Here is a 16,073-nt window from a genome sequence, read left to right on the forward strand (position 1 = left end):
CGTGCCCGGCTCCGCGCTCGACCTGCTCACCGGTGACGCCCAGACCTTCGTCTCGAAGGTCTGGGCGTCCCGGGTGCACCTGCACCGCACCGATCCCGAGCGGTTGGTCGACCTGCTCTCGCTCGACGACGCCGACGCGCTGCTGACCTCGTCGGCGATCCGTACGCCGTCGGTCCGCGTCGCCCGTGACGGCGCCGTGCTGCCGGAGTCGGCCTACACCCGCGGCGCCACCCTGGCGGGCAAGCCGCTGACCGGGCTGGTCGACGCCCGCAAGGCGCTCGCGCTGTTCGACGAGGGCGCCACGATCGTCTTCCAGGGTCTCCACCGCTACTGGCCGCCCCTGACCCGCCTGGTCGCCGAGCTCGAGCTGGAGCTGGGCCATCCGTGCCAGGCCAACGCCTACCTCACCCCGCGGGGGGCCCAGGGCTTCGCCGTGCACTCCGACTCCCACGACGTCTTCGTCTTCCAGACCGCCGGCTCCAAGCTCTGGGAGGTGCATGGCGCCGACGGTGCCGAGGACGTGCTGCTCGAGCCCGGCCTCTCCATGTACCTGCCGACCGGCACTCCTCATGCCGCGCGGGCGCAGGAGACCGTGTCGCTCCACGTGACCATCGGGATCAACCAGCTCACCTGGCGCGGACTGGTCGAGCGCACCGTGGCCGACGTGCTCGCCGGGGTCCCCGACGAGCACCTCCCGGCCGGCTACCTCGACGACCCCGCGGCTCTGGCCGAGCAGCTGGAGCGCCGCGTCGGACTCCTGGCCGACCAGCTCCGCGACCTCGACGCCACCGCCGCGGTCACCACGGAGGTACGCCGCTTCCTCACGACCCGCCCGCCGCGACTCGCCGGCGGGCTACGCGACGTGCTCGCCGCCGGCGACCTCGACGACACCACCCGCCTGCGCCGCCGCGCCGGCCACCCGTGCGTGTTGGTCGCCCGCGGCGACCGGATCGACGTACTGCTGGGCGACCGGACGCTCGACGTCCCCGGCTGGCTGGCCCCCGCCCTCGAGGAGCTGCGGTCGCGCCGCGTGCTGTGCCCGGCCGCCCTCGCGGACCACCTCGACCCGCTGAGCCGGCTGGTGCTCTGCCGCCGGCTGGTGCGTGAGGGCCTCCTCGAGATCGTGTCGTGACCTCCCGCGACCCGGCCTTCCGGTGCGCGGGCGCCAGTGCGCTGCGCGACGACCCGCTGGCCGGCACCGCCTCCACGGTGCGCGCGTTCCTGCTGGTCGAGCACACCGGCTCCTGGGGGTCCTCCGCGCTGCGCGACGCGCGGCTCCCCGACGGGCTGGGGCCGGCGCTGGTCCGCCTCGCCGCCGCTGCGAAGGTCCGTCCTCTGCTCGTACGACGGCCCGACCGGCGCCGGCACCAGGACGGCCTGCGGGTCTTCGCGGCCTGGGCCCACCCGGCGCGGCCCTGGCTCGAGAGCACCGTGCTCGCCGACCCCCACACATTGCTCGACCTCGACCTCGCGGCGTTGGGAGCCGGGCGCTCCCCCGGCCTCACGCCGTACGACGGCACCCTGCTGTGCGTGTGCACCCACGGCCGCCACGACGCCTGCTGCGCCGAGCGCGGCCGTCCGGTCGCGGCGGCCCTGGCCCGGGCCTACCCCGAGGAGACCTGGGAGGTCTCCCACATCGGCGGCGACCGGTTCGCGGGCAACGCGCTCGTCCTGCCTGACGGCCTCTACTACGGGCGGCTGGACGCCGTGTCGGCGCTCGGCGTCGCTCGCGGCCACGCCGCCGGCGAGCTCGACCTCGACCACCTGCGCGGCCGCTCGGGCTTCGCGATGCCGGTGCAGGCCGCCGAGCTGGCACTGCGCCGGCAGCTGGCCGAGACCCGCAACGACGCGGTGCGCCTGGTGTCGCGGGCCGTCGACGGCGACGTGACGGTGGTGGTCTTCGCCGTGGCCGCCGCCGAGTGGGAGGTCACCGTGCACACCACCCTCGGCGACGACCTGGTGCAGCTGACCTGCCAGGCGATCCGCGACAACCCGGTCCCCCACCACGAGGTGACCGGCATCCGGCGCCGGTGAGTCAGATCGTCTGACTCAGAACCGGTCGGCGCGGCGCAGGGAGCGCGGGCGGCCGTCGGGGTCGTGCATGAGCAGGTAGGGCACGAGCGCCAGGCCCCGGGCGATCCGGCCCATCTCGGGTGCCTCGAGCCGGCGCAGGCGCCCCTGGGGCTTGGGCCCGACCTGCCCGCCGTCGTACCAGCCGTCGAGGGTGGCCGCGCTCCGCTCGAACGCGGCGTACATGTCGACCGGGTCGACGCAGTCGTCCATCGCGGCGTCGTCGGCGCGGTCGAGGTGCTCGCGGGCGAGGCGGAGCCGCAGGTTGCGGGCGTAGGCGTGCGGGTCGTCGGGGTCGGTGTCGACGACAACCGCGGACAGCTCCGAGTCATGGGTCCAGGACCGGCGGTTGAAGTTGTCGGAGCCGACCGTGGCCCAGGTGTCGTCGATGAGGCAGCACTTGGCGTGCACGTAGATCGGGGTGCCCGCCCGGTTCTCGATGCCGTACGCCGCAACGCGGTCCGGCGCCACCTCCATCATCTCCAGCATCGCGCGGCGGCGCCCGAGCAGCTCGGGCACCCGGGAGGCGCCGTCGAGGTCCGGGTGGAGCGGGAGGACCGCCAGCACGTGGAGGTCCTGGTGCTCCTTGAGCGCCTGGACGAACGCGTTGCCGATGTGGTGGCCCCAGAGGTACTGGTCCTCGATGTAGACCAGCCGCCGCGCCTGCTTCAGCGCCTTGGTGTAGCCACGCGCGACGCTGCGCTCGCCTCCCTGGGCGAACGGGTAGTCGCGGTTGAGCCGGAGGTCGGGGTAGGTGCGCAGCAGCTGGACGATGTGGGTGCCGTTTTCGACCGGCGGCGGAGGCGGTGCCTGCTCGGGCAGCGGGTCGGGACTGAGGTCCAGGCCGAGGATGCGGTCGCGGACCCAGAAGAACGGGCTGCGGCTCAGCGGGGTGGGGTCCTCCCACCGCTCGCGGAAGACGGTCTCCACGTCGTGCACCGCGGGCCCGCTGATCGCGGCCTGGATGTCGTGCCAGGGCGGGGTCTCGCCGTACTCGTCGGCCATGGTGTCGAGCGCCTGCGGGTCGCCGTGGTGGTCGGCGTCGTCGCGGCGGGAGTGGCACAGGTCGATCCCACCGACGTACGCCACGTCTCGGGTGGGGTCGTCGCGGTGGCGGATGACCAGCAGCTTCTGGTGGTGCGAGCCGCCATGGCGCACCCGCATGTCGAGCAGCGCCTCGGCGCCGCGCTTCTGTAGGTGCTCGCCGAGGCGGAGGTTCTCGCCGGCGGTGAAGCCGAACAGGTTGCTGTGCGAGCGCCACACCAGGCCGCGGACGTCGACGCCGCGCTCGTCGGCGCGGCCGAGCACCTCCGCGACCTCGCTGCCGGGCTCGCCGGTCAGGCGCTCGTCGGCGTCGCCCTGCCAGTCGGTGAAGAACACCAGGTCGCCCTCGACCGTGGCCTCGAGGCGCTCGAAGAGCTCGGCGAAGTACGTCGCTCCGTGCACGAGCGGGCGGACCAGGTTGCCCTGCGACCACGCCTGCTCACCGGGGTGCTGGGCGTCGAGCCGGGTACTGGCGTTTCCGCGCTCGGACTTGCTGAGCAACCAGTCCGGCGGCCGGGGGATCCTCGAGCTCGCCACCGGGACACCATGCCACGCCCGATGGGTACCGGCACGCATGACACCACGCACCGTCGGCGTCGAGGAGGAGCTGCTCCTCGTCGACCCGGCCACCCGCGCCGCCTCCCCGCGCTCCCAGCAGGTCCTCAAGCAGCTGCGCGAGCACGGCTCCGCACCCCGGGTCTCCAGTGACGAGCTCGACCAGGAGCTGTTCCGGCACCAGCTCGAGACGCGGACCGACCCCGCCACGGACCTCACCGACACCCTCGCGCAGCTGCGAGCCGCCCGTCGTACGGCCGGCGAGGCAGCCGCCGAGGTGGGCCTTGCCGTCGTCGCCACCGGGGTCTCGCCGACCCGCCTGGCCGAGCCCGAGGTGACCCGCAACGACCGCTACCAGGACATGGTGCAGACGTTCGGGGAGATCGCGCGGTCCGGCGGCACCTGCGGCATGCACGTGCACGTCGCCATCGGCTCCGACGAGGAGGGTGTCGCCGTGCTCGACCGGATCGCGCCCTGGCTGCCGCTCCTGCTCGCCATCAGCGCCAACTCCCCCATCGCCAACGGCCGCGACACGACGTACGCGTCGTGGCGCGCCCGGCTCTGGGCCACCTGGCCGAGCGCCGGACCGACCGAGGCGTTCGGCTCGGTGGAGGGCTACCGCGAGGTGTGCGAGTCCCTGATCGCCTCCGGCGCCGCCCGGGACCCCGGGATGCTCTACTTCGACGCCCGCCTGGCCGTCGAGCACCCGACCGTGGAGGTGCGCGTCTCCGACGTGTGCACCGACCCCGAGGACGGCGTGCTGATCGCGGCGCTCGCGCGGGCGCTGGTCGAGCACTCCGCGCGCCGCTGGGCCGACGGCGCGGCGCTCGACCCCTGGCGCTCGGAGCTGCTGCGCGCCGCCCACTGGCGGGCCGCCCGCTACGGCCTGGCCGGCACCCTCATGCACCCCCTCGATCGCCACCTCGTCAAGGCCGCCGACGTCCTGCGGGACACCGTCGCGCTCCTCGCCGACGTACTGGTCGACCACGGCGACGCCGACCTCGTGGCCGACGGCATCGAGCGGGTCCTCCAGGGCCAGGGCTCGTCGCGCCAACGCACCGCCTTCGAACGCACCGGCACCGTCGACGGTGTCGTCGACGACCTCGTCCGCCGCACCCAGCTCACCTGGCAGTAACGCGGCCAGTTGCGACCACGGAAAGCCGGTGACGGGCGGGCGGACTGGCAGTAGCGTCACGCCATGTCCTACCCACCACCGGTCTACCTCGGCGAGGGCGGCGAGGTCACCGCCCGGTTCCGGGCCGTCGACACTCCCCCGGACCTGCCCCGCCCGGGCGGCGCTGCCCACTACCTCGCGACCGGGGCCACCACGGCCGGCCGGTTCGGGCTCTACCGGTGGGACATGGGCGCCGAGCCCGGCGGCGCGCAGCCGCACTTCCACCGCACCATCAGCGAGTCGTTCTTCGTCCTGTCCGGCGCCATCCAGCTGTACGACGGCAGCGCGTGGCGCGAGTCCGGGCCGGGTGACTTCGCCTACGTGCCCGAGGGCGGGGTGCACGGGTTCCGCAACGAGTCCGGCGCGCCGGCCTCGCTGCTGATCCTGTTCGCGCCCGGCGCCCCTCGTGAGGCGTACTTCGAGGGGCTCGTGGAGATGGCCGAGGGCCGGGGGGCGCCGAGCCACGAGGAGCTGGTGGCGTTCCTCGAGGAGCACGACAACATCTACATCTAGCCCCACAGACGCCACGAGGGCCGGTCCACCCCCCTCACGTGGACCGACCCTTCGTGCCTCGCGGGCCCTCACCGCCGGTGGGGGCCCGCGAGTATCAGCGGACGCGCACCGAGAACGCGCGGGTGATGTCGCCGGTGACCGACTCGGAGCCGGGCAGCACCAGGCGGTAGCTGAAGGTGCCCTTGCGGGTCTCCTTCGGGAACGTGACCCGCGTGGTGCCGGCGGTGACGGCCTGCGAGGCGACGTTGGTCCAGGTGCCGCCGCGCAGCTTCTGCAGGGTCAGCGTCTCCAGGCCGGGCTGCGAGACCGCGACCACGTCGGCGGCGACGGCGCGGCCCCGGGTGACGGTGGCGGCGGCGGTGCGGAAGCCGTCGATGTCGGTGACGGCGAGCGGCACGTCGTAGGTCTCCGGGTCGCCGTCGGCGTTGATCCGGCACTCGATCGGCGACTCGATCGGCGCGTTGTGGAAGCTCTCACCGAAGTGGTAGTTGCTGCCGCCGACCTGCACCCAGACCACGGAGTAGTCCGTGACCCCGGCCGGCCACTGGGCGTGCTGGCTGTAGGTGAAGCCACGCGTGCCGGACCAGGTGCCGTCGTTGTTGTGGTAGTTCAGGGTCACGTCGCCGCCCGCGGTGCGGACCCGGATGTTGACGTCGTTGGACTGGCCGTCGGGGATGTTGGACGGGTAGGCGACCGTGAGCGCGTCGCAGGACGGGGCGGCGTACTTCCAGTTCCAGTCGAAGCCGCCGTTGCCGTCGGTGGCCGGCGGGTTCTCCGTGCCCTCAGGGTCCTCAGTGGGGTCCTCGGTGGGGTCCTCGGTCGGGTCCTCGGTCGGGTCCTCGGTCGGGTCCTCGGTCGGGTCCTCGGTCGGGTCCTCGGTCGGGTCCTCGGTCGGGTCCTCAGTCGGGTCCTCGGTGGGGTCCTCGTCGCCCGGCGTGGTCGCCTTGGCGTAGCTGAGCGAGTAGTGCGAGACAGCCTTGCCGGACGGGTGCCGGATCACCAGGACGGTGGCGCTCTCCTCGAGCTTCACGTCCACAGGTCCGTCGCCGTGCTTCGCGCTGCCGGCCTTGACGCAGTAGCCGGTGATCACGAGGCCCTCAGGAGCCTGGACGGTGACCGTCTGCGGGTCGCCCTTCGTGTCGATCTTGCCGGAGTCCAGGCCCAGGCAGACCTGGCCGTCGTTGCCGTCGTTGCCGGCGTTCGCCGCGTTGGTCGACAGCACGAGCACGGGCAGCGCCAGCAGGGCGGCCGTGGCGGCGAGGGTGGTGATGCGGCGCATGAGGTTCTCGTCTCAGGAGGGCTGATCGGGCTGTTGACCTGACCCTGACAGCCGAAACGCACCTCAAGTAGCGATCAGGCCCAACCTTGCAGACCCCCACGCCCAACCTTGAGGTTTCCTTGAGACAAGGGCCCGAAGCGGCCCTCAGCAGGACGAGAGGAGCGCGCTGGCATCGCGCCGGTTGCCCGGCGAGCTCGCCTCGCGCATCAGCGCCTGGGCGGTGGCCTGGTTGGTGCTCGCGTCGATCACCAGGAGCCGCAGCCGGGTGCCGCCGCCGAGGCTGAGGACGACGACGTGGACGTCGTCCCCGGGGAACCGGCCGATGTTGACCTGGCCGCGCTTGGCGACCACGTGCGCGCCGGTGCGGTCCCAGTCGGGAGGCGAGACCAGGAGCCGGGAGATCCGGCCCCGGTCGGCGGGGAACCCGTCGACGAGGATGGGAGCCTCGCGCTGGAGGTCACGCGAGCGTGGCCACCAGGCCCCGTCCAGCGGACCGGAGTAGAACGCCTCGGCGAGGGCCAGGCGGGGCGGCTCGGGCTCGTCGGTGGCGGTGGGCGCAACTGCGGGTGACGCCGTCATGCGGACCGCCTTCCTGATGCCGGGGCCGGCCCGTGATGGGCCCGTCCACCGGCGAGGTCACCGTCAGCCTAAGCCCTCGAAGCCAGTGCCTCGTCCGGTTCGCCGTACGATTCGCCGGTGACCAGCGGCATCGACCCCGAGGACCTCGAGACCACGGTCCGGGTGCTGAACCGCCTGCACGAGCTGCCCGACGACCATCCGGACCTCCGCACGGTCAAGCACGCCGCCTCCCACATGTACAAGGCGCTGAAGCACGAGCGCCGCGCGCGCAAGCGGGCCGCCGAGCTCGCCGCCGACCGGGCGGTCACCGAGCTGACGGCCACGGGCTCGCCGATGCGGATCGACGACGAGACCGAGGGCATCCCGCTCGTCTCGAGCGCCGCGGGCGCCTTCGCGGGCGAGCTGATCAACCCGCGCGGCTGCTACATCTGCAAGAACGACTACACCCTGGTCGACGCGTTCTACCACTGGCTGTGCCCCGAGTGCGCCGCCCTGTCCCACGCCAAGCGCGACCAGCGCACCGACCTCACCGGCCGGCGCGCGCTGCTCACCGGCGGTCGGGCCAAGATCGGCATGTACATCGCCCTGAGGCTGCTGCGCGACGGCGCCACCACCACGATCACGACCCGCTTCCCCAAGGACGCCGTACGCCGGTTCGCGGCGATGCCCGACGCCGCCGACTGGATCGACCGGCTCACCGTGGTCGGCATCGACCTGCGCGACCCCACCCAGGTCATCTCGCTCACCGAGGAGGTCGCCGCGGCGGGTCCGCTCGACATCCTCATCAACAACGCCTGCCAGACCGTGCGCCGCTCCCCCGGCTCCTACGGGCCCCTCGTCGACGGCGAGTTGGCGCCGCTGCCCACCGACCTCGCGCTGCCCGAGATGGTCACGTTCGACCGGATCTCCGAGCTGCACCCCGCCTCCATCGCCGGCACCCTGCGCGAGCATCCGGTGGCCCACCACCTCGGCGAGTCGCCGGCGTCGATGACCGCCCTCGCGCTGAGCGCCGGCAACGCCTCCCTGGAGGCCCACCTGGCCGGAACGGCGGTCGACGCCGGCGGCCTCCTGCCGGACCTCCAGCGGGTCAACTCGTGGACCCAGAAGGTCGAGGACGTCGACCCCCTCGAGCTCCTCGAGGTGCAGCTGTGCAACTCGATCGCGCCGTTCCTGCTGATCTCCCGCCTGCGGCCCGCGATGCGGGCCTCGGCCGCCCGCCGCCGCTACGTCGTCAACGTCTCGGCCATGGAGGGGCAGTTCTCCCGCCGCTACAAGGGCGCCGGGCACCCGCACACCAACATGGCCAAGGCCGCGCTGAACATGCTCACCCGCACGAGCGCGGAGGAGATGTTCGAGACCGACCGGATCCTGATGACCGCGGTCGACACCGGGTGGATCACCGACGAGCGACCCCACCAGGACAAGCTCCGGATCGCCGCCGAGGGATGGCACGCGCCGCTCGACCTGGTGGACGGCGCGGCCCGGGTCTACGACCCGATCGTCCTCGGCGAACACGGCGAGGACCTGTACGGATGCTTCGTCAAGGACTACCGTCCCAGTCCCTGGTGAGGGAGTTCGGGGCACCCGGGCCTAGAGTGGGAGGTGTGCCCGACTTCCATGCTGTGACCCGTGACCACGTCCTGAGTGCCATCGCCGAGTGCGACGAGCGAGGGGCTGACAGCTTCCAGCGGGCCTACGGCTTCGGAAAGACCCACGACTACCTCCTGTGGCACGACGGCAAGAGCTACGACTCGAAGGCGATCCTGGGCGTGGCCTACAAGTACGCCACCGGCACCGCCGCCTCCCGGGCCCGCTTCGCCGCGGAGAAGGAGGGCGTCGCCAACCTGCTGCGCCACCTCGAGTTCGACGTCACGTTCGTCGACGCGACCGGCCTGGCCGACCAGCCCGCCACCGGTGAGTGGCGCGAGGCCGCCGACCTGCCGCTCGACGAGTCGCGCGACGCCTGGGCCGAGGCCGCCCGCGGCGGGCTGATCGAGACCGCCGGCCAGTACCACGCCGTGGTGACGACCAAGGAGCTCGCGACCCTGGCCCAGAACCGCACCGGCATCCGCACCAAGCAGCTCACGCACTACTGGATCGGCGACGTGCTGACCCGCGTCGCCGCCGAGTGCGCGCGCCGTGACGAACCTCTGCTCTCCTCGCTGTGCGTCACCACCGACGGCAGCGTCGGTGCGTCGTACGCCCCGGCCGTCCTCGCCGCGACCGGCGAGGTCCCCGCCGACGCCGACGACCACGCCGCCCAGGAGCGCCTGCGCTGCTACCGCCACTTCGGTGCCGACCTGCCTGAGGGTGGTGGCGTCGCCGCCCTGACCCCCAAGCTGGCCGCGACCCGGGGCCGCGAGCGCAAGATCCGCGCGCAGGAGAAGGTCCACGCGCACTGCCCGATCTGCAACCTGCAGCTGCCGGCCACCGGCATCTGCGACGACTGCAACTGACGCTCCGCAGTTCGCACGCGTGACCGATCCGGCCCGGGTAAGTTGAGCAGTCATGCCCCCTCTCGGTGACCGATCCGCAGCCGCGCGCCCTCGTCAGGCCGTGCGGCTGCTGCTGCTCGCCCTGGCCCTGGCCGTGCTCGCGACCCTCACCGCACCCGCGTCGCTGGCCCAGGCCCGGGTCGACCCGTCGACCGACTATCCCCGGCTGCCACCGCGCTGCGAGGGTGACCTCCACAAGATCCCGACCAAGCCGGGAGTCTGCTTCGTCACCGAGTTCCGCAAGGCCCGGCCGACGGTCGTGATCTGGGGCGACTCCCACGCCTGGCAGTACGTCCCGGCGCTCCAGGCGGCCGCCAAGGCCCGCCGCGCCAACCTGGTCGGCTTCTTCATGGGCGGCTGCCCGCCGGTGAAGGTGCCGCTGCAGGCGCCCCCGGGCGGCTACGCGTCGATCTGCGAGAAGCACAACGCGATGGCGATGAAGTTCGTCAAGAAGCTGGAGGCGGGTCCGCAGGACGTCCGGGTCGTGCTCGGATCCAGCTGGGCCGGCTACCGCCGGGCCGACCGTGAGATCAAGGCCGGGGCGGGCGAGGCCTACTACGGCTACAACGACTGGGTGAAGCAGATGGTCGCGCTCTTCATGCGCAGCGCCGGACCGCTCTTCCCCGCGCTGGGGAAGGTCGGGGTCGACGTCGACGTGATCGGGCAGACGGCCACCGTGCCGCGCAGCCTCGCCCCGTGCGCGACCGGTGAGGACCCCTACACCTGCGACCTGCGCCGCAACAGCGCGATCTACGACGAGTACAAGACCCGCAAGTGGCTGCGCGGGCTGATGAAGGAGCTGGCCGGCAAGCCCCGGCTGATCGAGGTCAACGACGCCTTCTGCGACGACTACGTCTGCCACGGCATGGTCGACGACGTCTACACGTTCTACGACGACCTGCACCTCAGCGCCACCAAGGTGCGCCAGCTCCGGCCCTACTTCCGCGACACCTTCCGCGCGCTGCGCTGAGCTGAGCCTGGAACCACCGATGGGCGGCGGCGCGTAGCAGCCGGAGATCGGTGGATCCAGGCCGAGCCCGGATCCGGGCTCAGCCGGCCGGGACGGACCACTCGACGGTGGTCCCCAGGCCCGGTGCCGACTCGACCAGGCACTGACCGCCAAGGCGGTCGGCGCGCTGACGCATGTTCGACATGCCGCTCTCGAGGGCGCCCTCGGGCACGCCGCGCCCGTTGTCGCGCACCAGCAGCCGGATGTCGTCGGAGACGCTGAGCACCACCTCGACGGCGGTCGACTCGGCGTGCCGTGCCGCGTTGGAGAGGGCCTCCCCCAGGACGGCGAGGACGTCCGGCACCACCTCCGGCCGGATCCGTGTGCGCACCGGCCCGACGAAGCGCAGCGTGGGCCGGAACTTCAGGGTCGTCGCGGCCCGCTCCACGATCCGGGTCACCTCGGCCTGGACGTCGGCGGCGTCGTCCATGGAGCCCAGGGCGAAGATCGAGCGACGGATGTCGCGGATCGTGGCGTCGATGTCGTCGACGGCGGTGCTCAGCCGCTGGGCCACCTCGGGACGGTCGATCTGGCGCGACACGCTCTCGAGGCCCAGCCCGATGGCGAACAGCCGTTGGATCACGAGGTCATGGAGGTCGCGCCCGATCCGGTCGCGGTCCTCGAACAGCAGCAGCCGCTGCGCGTCCTCGCGGCCGGCCGCGACCTGGAGGGCGAGCGCGGCCTGCTCGGCGAAGCTCGACGGCAGGGCCAGGTCGAGGGCGTGGACGGCAGACACCCGCTCGGGGGCCCAGGCGAACACGAGGGCGCCCTCGACACCCTCGGCGCTCTTCAGGGGTACGGCGATCGCGGGGCCCACCCGCGGCCAGCCCAGCGCCGAGGCCACGTCGGCGGCCCGCGGGTCGGTCGTGATGTCGTCGACCATGACGGGGAAGCCGGTCTGGACGACCTCGCTGGCGAGCGAGCGCTCCATCGGCTGAGCGGCCATGGCCGCGAGGTGGGTCGTCGTCCCGGCCACGGCCTGCAAGGTAAGGCTGTCGGCGTCGATCCCCGAGGCGACCCAGACGAGGTCGGCACCGGAGACCTTGCGGGCCCGGTCAGCGATGACGTGCAGGGCCTCGACGCCCGGGGCCGACGCGAACACCAGGCCGGCGATGTCGGCGGTGGCGCTGAGCCACCGCTGACGCTCGGTGGCCTCCTCGTGCAGCCGGGCATTCTCGATGGCGACACCGGCGGCCGCGGCCAGGGCGACGACGATCTTCTCGTCCTGCTCGGTGAAGTCACCGCCACCGAGCTTCTCGGTCAGGTAGAGGTTGCCGAAGACGTTGTTGCGGATGCGCACCGGCACCCCGAGGAACGAGCTCATCGGCGGGTGGTGCGCCGGGAAGCCGTAGGACTCGGGGTGCTCGGCGATGTCGTGCAGCCGCAGCGGCTCCGGCCGGTCGATGATCAGGCCGAGCAGACCGTGCCCGGTGGGCAGCTCACCGATCTCCTCGATCACCTCCTGCGCGATCCCGTGGGTGACGAACAGGCGCAGCCGCTTGTCGGGGCCCTCGCCCAGCACGCCGAGAGCGGCGTAGGAGGCGCCGGCCAGGTCGGCGGCGATGGTCACGATCCGGGCCAGCAGCGCGTCCAGCGTCAGGCCGGCGGCCATGGTGACGACGGCGTCGAGGAGCAGCTGCCAGCGAGCCTGCTCGTCCAGCACCCCGTGGACCCGGTTCAGGACCTCGCGCAGCAGGTCGTCGAAACCGGTGTCACCGAGCGCCGATCTGGTCTCGGGTCCCTCGTCGGGGTCCAGGCTGGAGGCGGCGCCACTGCCCTCGGTCATGCCATGACCGTAGCGCCTGCAGGGTGCCGGGGCCCGCTCAGGGCTGCTGGTGCTTGGTCGCGAAGATCGCGGCCTGCGTGCGGCTGCTGAGACCGAGCTTGGCCAGCATCGAGGAGACGTAGTTCTTCACCGTCTTCTCCGCCAGGAACAGGGTGGTGCCGATCTGACGGTTGGTCATGCCCTCGCCGATGAGCTCGAGGATCCGCTGCTCCTGCGGGGTCAGCTGCTCGAGCGACGGGTCGACCTTGGGCCCGGAGCGCACCCGCTCGAGGACCTGGGCCGTGACCGCGGGGTCGAGCATCGACTGCCCCGCCGCGACCCGGCGTACAGTGTCGATCAGGTCGTTGCCGCGGACCTGCTTGAGTACGTAGCCGGACGCGCCGGCCATGATCGCGGCGAACAGCGCCTCGTCGTCGTCGTACGACGTGAGGATCAGCGCGTTGATCGACGGGTCGATCGAGCGCACCTCGCGACACACGTCGATGCCCGTGCCGTCGGGGAGACGGCCGTCGAGGATGGCGACGTCGGGACGCAGCGCCGGGATCCGGCGGATGGCTTCCTCGGCCGACCCGGACTCCCCCACGACCTCGATGTCGCCCTCGTTCTCGAGGAGCTCCCTGATCCCACGCCGCACGATCTCGTGGTCGTCAAGGAGGAAGACCTTGATGGTCTGCGGCTCGGGTGCGTCATCCGTCATGGCACCACTCTAGTTCTTACCGGTGCGCGGGCCGTGCCACCCGTTGGGTCAACTCGGTCCCGAGGACCCCCCGCCGGCGGGACCTTCGTCCCTGTGCGGTGCCGGTGTGACCACCGACTCTTGAGCGAGACGCTGACGGGCCGGCACTGGTCGCCGGGCGAACCGCGCAGACGAGGATCGATGATGAACACCAGCTCGACGGCCCACGAGCAGCCCGGCGACGTGCCGGGGCTGCGGATCGTCGAGCTCGCCTGCGGCGCCCCGAGCGTTCACAACACCCAGCCCTGGCTGTGGCGCATCGACGGGATGCGGATCGAGCTGTACGCCGACTTCTCGCGCCAGCTTGAGGTGGCCGACCCCTCGGGGCGCAACCTGGTCATGAGCTGCGGTGCCGCGCTCCACCACGCCCGCGTGGCCGCGGCCGCCCTCGGCTACCCCGCCGAGGTGGAGTACCCGACCGATCCGGCCGATCCCAGCCACCTGGCCACCCTCCGCCTGACCCAGCGGCCGCGGACCCCGCGCGCGGTCGAGGACCTCGCGGCCCTCGGGCAGCGCAGCACCGACCGGCGGCGCTTCACGTCGTGGCCGGTCCCCGAGCAGCGGCTGGCCCAGCTAGCGGCGTCCGTGGACGTCCCCGGGGTCCAGGTGGTGCCCCTGGTCGACGTGACCTCACGCTTCCGGGTCGAGCTGCTGGTCAACCGCGCGCTGGACCAGCAGGCCGCCGACGAGCGCTACGCCGAGGAGCACCAGCGGTGGATCGACCGCAGCCAGGTCGACGGGGTCCCCTCGGCGGCGGTCCCGGACCTGTCCGGACATCCGCACAGCCAGCCCTCGCGCTTCGGCCCCGGCGAGACGTCGTACGAGGCGCGCGAACTCGTGGAGAACACCGACGGGCTGCTGGTCATCTGCACCGACACCGACGACCAACGCTCGTGGCTGCTGGCGGGCGAGGCGCTGAGCCAGATGTGGCTGGCCGCCACCGTCGACGGGCTGAGCGTCGTCCCCTTGAGCCAGGTCATCGAGCTGCCGTCCACGCGTGAGTCGCTGCGGCTCGAGGTCCTCGGCGGCCTGACCCGGCCCCAGATCATCACCCGGATCGGCTGGCAGGAGATCGGCCGCAGCGAGCTGCCCCGCACTCCCCGACGACCGGTCGAGGAGGTCCTGCTCCCGTGATCACCGCCTGGCCGTCCGAGCCCCTTCCTCTCCTGGAAGGGCGACGACCGCCCCATGCCGACGCGCCCCTGGTGGAGGTGGACCTCAGAACCGTCAGCCACCTGTGACTCTCACCACCTGGAGTCCCGGCCCGTCGGGACCTTGGTCCCGACCCGAGGGGACTCCTGGCGGTGACCGCTACCCCCCGACCGTTCCTAGCCTTGACCCGCCCGCTCCCCAGCCCAGCAGGAGAATCCCGTGGACCTGGACACCCTGGACATCGCCCGGTGGCAGTTCGCCATCACGACCGTCTACCACTTCCTCTTCGTTCCCATCACCATCGGGCTCTCGGCGATCATCGCGGGCTACGAGACGGCTTGGGTACGCACCCGCAACCCACGCTGGCTGCGGCTCACGAAGTTCTTCGGCAAGCTGTTCCTGATCAACTTCGCGATCGGGGTCGTGACCGGCATCGTGCAGGAGTTCCAGTTCGGCATGAACTGGAGCGACTACTCGCGCTTCGTGGGAGACGTCTTCGGCGCCCCGCTGGCGATCGAGGGGCTGCTGGCGTTCTTCTTGGAGTCGACGTTCCTGGGGCTGTGGATCTTCGGCTGGGACCGGCTGCCGGCCAAGCTGCACGCCGCCTGCATCTGGCTGGTGCACATCGGCACCCTCTTCTCGGCCTACTTCATCCTGGCCGCCAACTCGTTCATGCAGAACCCGGTCGGCTTCATCTACAACCCCGACACCGGCCGTGCCGAGATGAACGACTTCGCCGCGGTGATGTTCAACAAGGTCCAGCTGGTGACGTTCCCGCACACGGTCTTCGCCGCCTACATGACCGGCGCGGCCTTCGTGGTGGGTGTGGCGTTCTGGCAGCTGCGTAGGGCCCGCGATGACGAGGACCGCGGGATGTACCGCTCCGCCGTCCGCTCCTCCGCGTGGATCGTGCTCGTCGCCGGTCTGGCCGTGACTGTCTCCGGCGACTTCCAGGGCAAGGTGATGACCGAGGTCCAGCCGATGAAGATGGCGGCCGCCGAGGCGCTCTACGACACCGAGCAACCGGCGCCCTTCTCGCTGTTCGAGGTGGGCTCGCTGGACGGCAAGACCGAGAAGTTCTCGATCGAGGTCCCCAAGCTGCTGTCCTTCCTGGCGACCGGCACGTTCGACGGCGAGGTCGTCGGCATCAACGACCTGCGCGAGCAGTACCTGGAGGAGTACGGCTCCGACCCGGGCGCCGAGTACTACTCGGAGGGTGACTACACGCCGTACATCCCACTCACCTACTGGAGCTTCCGGCTGATGATGGGCCTCGGCCTCCTGGGCGCCGCGGTCGCCGGCTGGATCCTGTGGGCCACGAGGGCCGGCCGCACGCCCGGCGGGAAGTGGCTGCTGCGTGCGGCGGTCGCGCTCCCACTGATGCCGCTGTTCGCCAACTCGTTCGGCTGGATCTTCACCGAGATGGGCCGCCAACCCTGGGCCGTCTTCGGGCTCATGACGACCGCGCGCTCCGTCTCACCGAGCGTCTCGCCCGGCGAGGCCCTCACTTCGTTGGTCGTCCTGACGCTGCTGTACGGCGTCCTGGCGGTGGTCGAGATCAAGCTCCTGCTGGCCTACGCCGCCCGCGGCGCGGAGAAGATCGACGACGACGACCTGCCCCCGGAGCGCCCCGACAGCGACTCCGACCGCCCCCTCGCCTTCGCCTACTGAGACCCGGAGA

General features: G+C 72.0%; 14 protein-coding genes. 9 read left to right on the forward strand and 5 right to left on the reverse strand.

The genetic code is table 11. The annotated features are described in order from the left end of the window. Nucleotide 1 precedes the first annotated feature (1 nt). Nucleotides 2-1,132: a cupin domain-containing protein gene (locus tag BLR90_RS04735; RefSeq protein WP_245715150.1), complete on the forward strand. Its 1,131-nt coding sequence runs from the start codon at nt 2-4 to the stop codon at nt 1,130-1,132. Beyond that, complete coding sequence (locus BLR90_RS04740; RefSeq protein WP_091022936.1) at nt 1,129-2,034, forward strand: ferredoxin family protein; 906 nt, start codon at nt 1,129-1,131, stop codon at nt 2,032-2,034. Before BLR90_RS04735 ends, BLR90_RS04740 begins: the two co-directional genes overlap by 4 nt. 15 nt (nt 2,035-2,049) lie before the next feature. Here the strand turns inward: BLR90_RS04740 and BLR90_RS21620 are convergent, their stop codons facing one another. After that, entirely contained in the window at nt 2,050-3,651 is a 1,602-nt protein-coding gene (locus BLR90_RS21620) for a phospholipase D family protein (RefSeq protein WP_281245369.1), read from the reverse strand. Nucleotides 3,652-3,688: 37 nt separating this feature from the next. Between BLR90_RS21620 and BLR90_RS04750 the strand changes: the two genes are divergently transcribed. Continuing rightward, the gene (locus tag BLR90_RS04750) at nt 3,689-4,804 is read left to right on the forward strand and encodes a carboxylate-amine ligase (protein ID WP_091022941.1); all 1,116 of its coding nucleotides are present in this window, start codon (nt 3,689-3,691) and stop codon (nt 4,802-4,804) included. Between the two features lie 63 nt (nt 4,805-4,867). After that, nucleotides 4,868-5,356 carry a cupin domain-containing protein gene (locus BLR90_RS04755; protein ID WP_091022943.1) on the forward strand — a complete coding sequence of 163 codons (489 nt, stop codon included), beginning with the start codon at nt 4,868-4,870 and terminating at the stop codon, nt 5,354-5,356. A 94-nt stretch (nt 5,357-5,450) separates the two neighbouring features. Here BLR90_RS04755 and BLR90_RS04760 read toward each other — a convergent pair whose 3' ends face one another. Together BLR90_RS04760 and BLR90_RS04765 are read right to left on the reverse strand one after the other, a co-directional pair. Then, nucleotides 5,451-6,635, reverse strand: coding sequence for a hypothetical protein (locus tag BLR90_RS04760; RefSeq protein WP_091022945.1), 1,185 nt, complete (start codon nt 6,633-6,635; stop codon nt 5,451-5,453). A gap of 144 nt (nt 6,636-6,779) precedes the next feature. Further along, nucleotides 6,780-7,214, reverse strand: coding sequence for a DUF5994 family protein (locus BLR90_RS04765; RefSeq protein ID WP_091022947.1), 435 nt, complete (start codon nt 7,212-7,214; stop codon nt 6,780-6,782). 117 nt (nt 7,215-7,331) lie between these two features. On the opposite strand from BLR90_RS04765, the gene BLR90_RS04770 reads away from it, so the two are divergent. From BLR90_RS04770 to BLR90_RS04780, 3 genes are read left to right on the forward strand one after another with little or no spacing between them, the layout of a single operon-like run. Then, entirely contained in the window at nt 7,332-8,783 is a 1,452-nt protein-coding gene (locus BLR90_RS04770) for an SDR family NAD(P)-dependent oxidoreductase (protein WP_091022949.1), read from the forward strand. A 35-nt stretch (nt 8,784-8,818) separates the two neighbouring features. Further along, the gene (locus BLR90_RS21225; RefSeq protein ID WP_218029275.1) at nt 8,819-9,670 is read left to right on the forward strand and encodes a ScoMcrA-related endonuclease; all 852 of its coding nucleotides are present in this window, start codon (nt 8,819-8,821) and stop codon (nt 9,668-9,670) included. Between the two features lie 52 nt (nt 9,671-9,722). Beyond that, nucleotides 9,723-10,679: an SGNH hydrolase domain-containing protein gene (locus tag BLR90_RS04780; RefSeq protein ID WP_143016107.1), complete on the forward strand. Its 957-nt coding sequence runs from the start codon at nt 9,723-9,725 to the stop codon at nt 10,677-10,679. A gap of 79 nt (nt 10,680-10,758) precedes the next feature. Here BLR90_RS04780 and BLR90_RS04785 read toward each other — a convergent pair whose 3' ends face one another. Both BLR90_RS04785 and BLR90_RS04790 read right to left on the reverse strand, forming a co-directional pair. Further along, nucleotides 10,759-12,504, reverse strand: a complete 1,746-nt coding sequence (locus tag BLR90_RS04785) for a sensor histidine kinase (protein WP_091022953.1) — start codon at nt 12,502-12,504, stop codon at nt 10,759-10,761. Nucleotides 12,505-12,541: 37 nt separating this feature from the next. Next, on the reverse strand, nt 12,542-13,201 hold the full coding sequence (locus BLR90_RS04790; protein WP_091022955.1) for a response regulator: 660 nt from the start codon (nt 13,199-13,201) through the stop codon (nt 12,542-12,544). 183 nt (nt 13,202-13,384) lie between these two features. Between BLR90_RS04790 and BLR90_RS04795 the strand changes: the two genes are divergently transcribed. After that, entirely contained in the window at nt 13,385-14,374 is a 990-nt protein-coding gene (locus BLR90_RS04795) for an Acg family FMN-binding oxidoreductase (RefSeq protein ID WP_091022957.1), read from the forward strand. A 243-nt stretch (nt 14,375-14,617) separates the two neighbouring features. Continuing rightward, nucleotides 14,618-16,063, forward strand: a complete 1,446-nt coding sequence (locus tag BLR90_RS04800) for a cytochrome ubiquinol oxidase subunit I (RefSeq protein ID WP_091023281.1) — start codon at nt 14,618-14,620, stop codon at nt 16,061-16,063. Nucleotides 16,064-16,073: the final 10 nt, after the last annotated feature.

This window comes from Nocardioides szechwanensis (genome assembly GCF_900103935.1).
Classification (GTDB): domain Bacteria; phylum Actinomycetota; class Actinomycetes; order Propionibacteriales; family Nocardioidaceae; genus Nocardioides; species Nocardioides szechwanensis.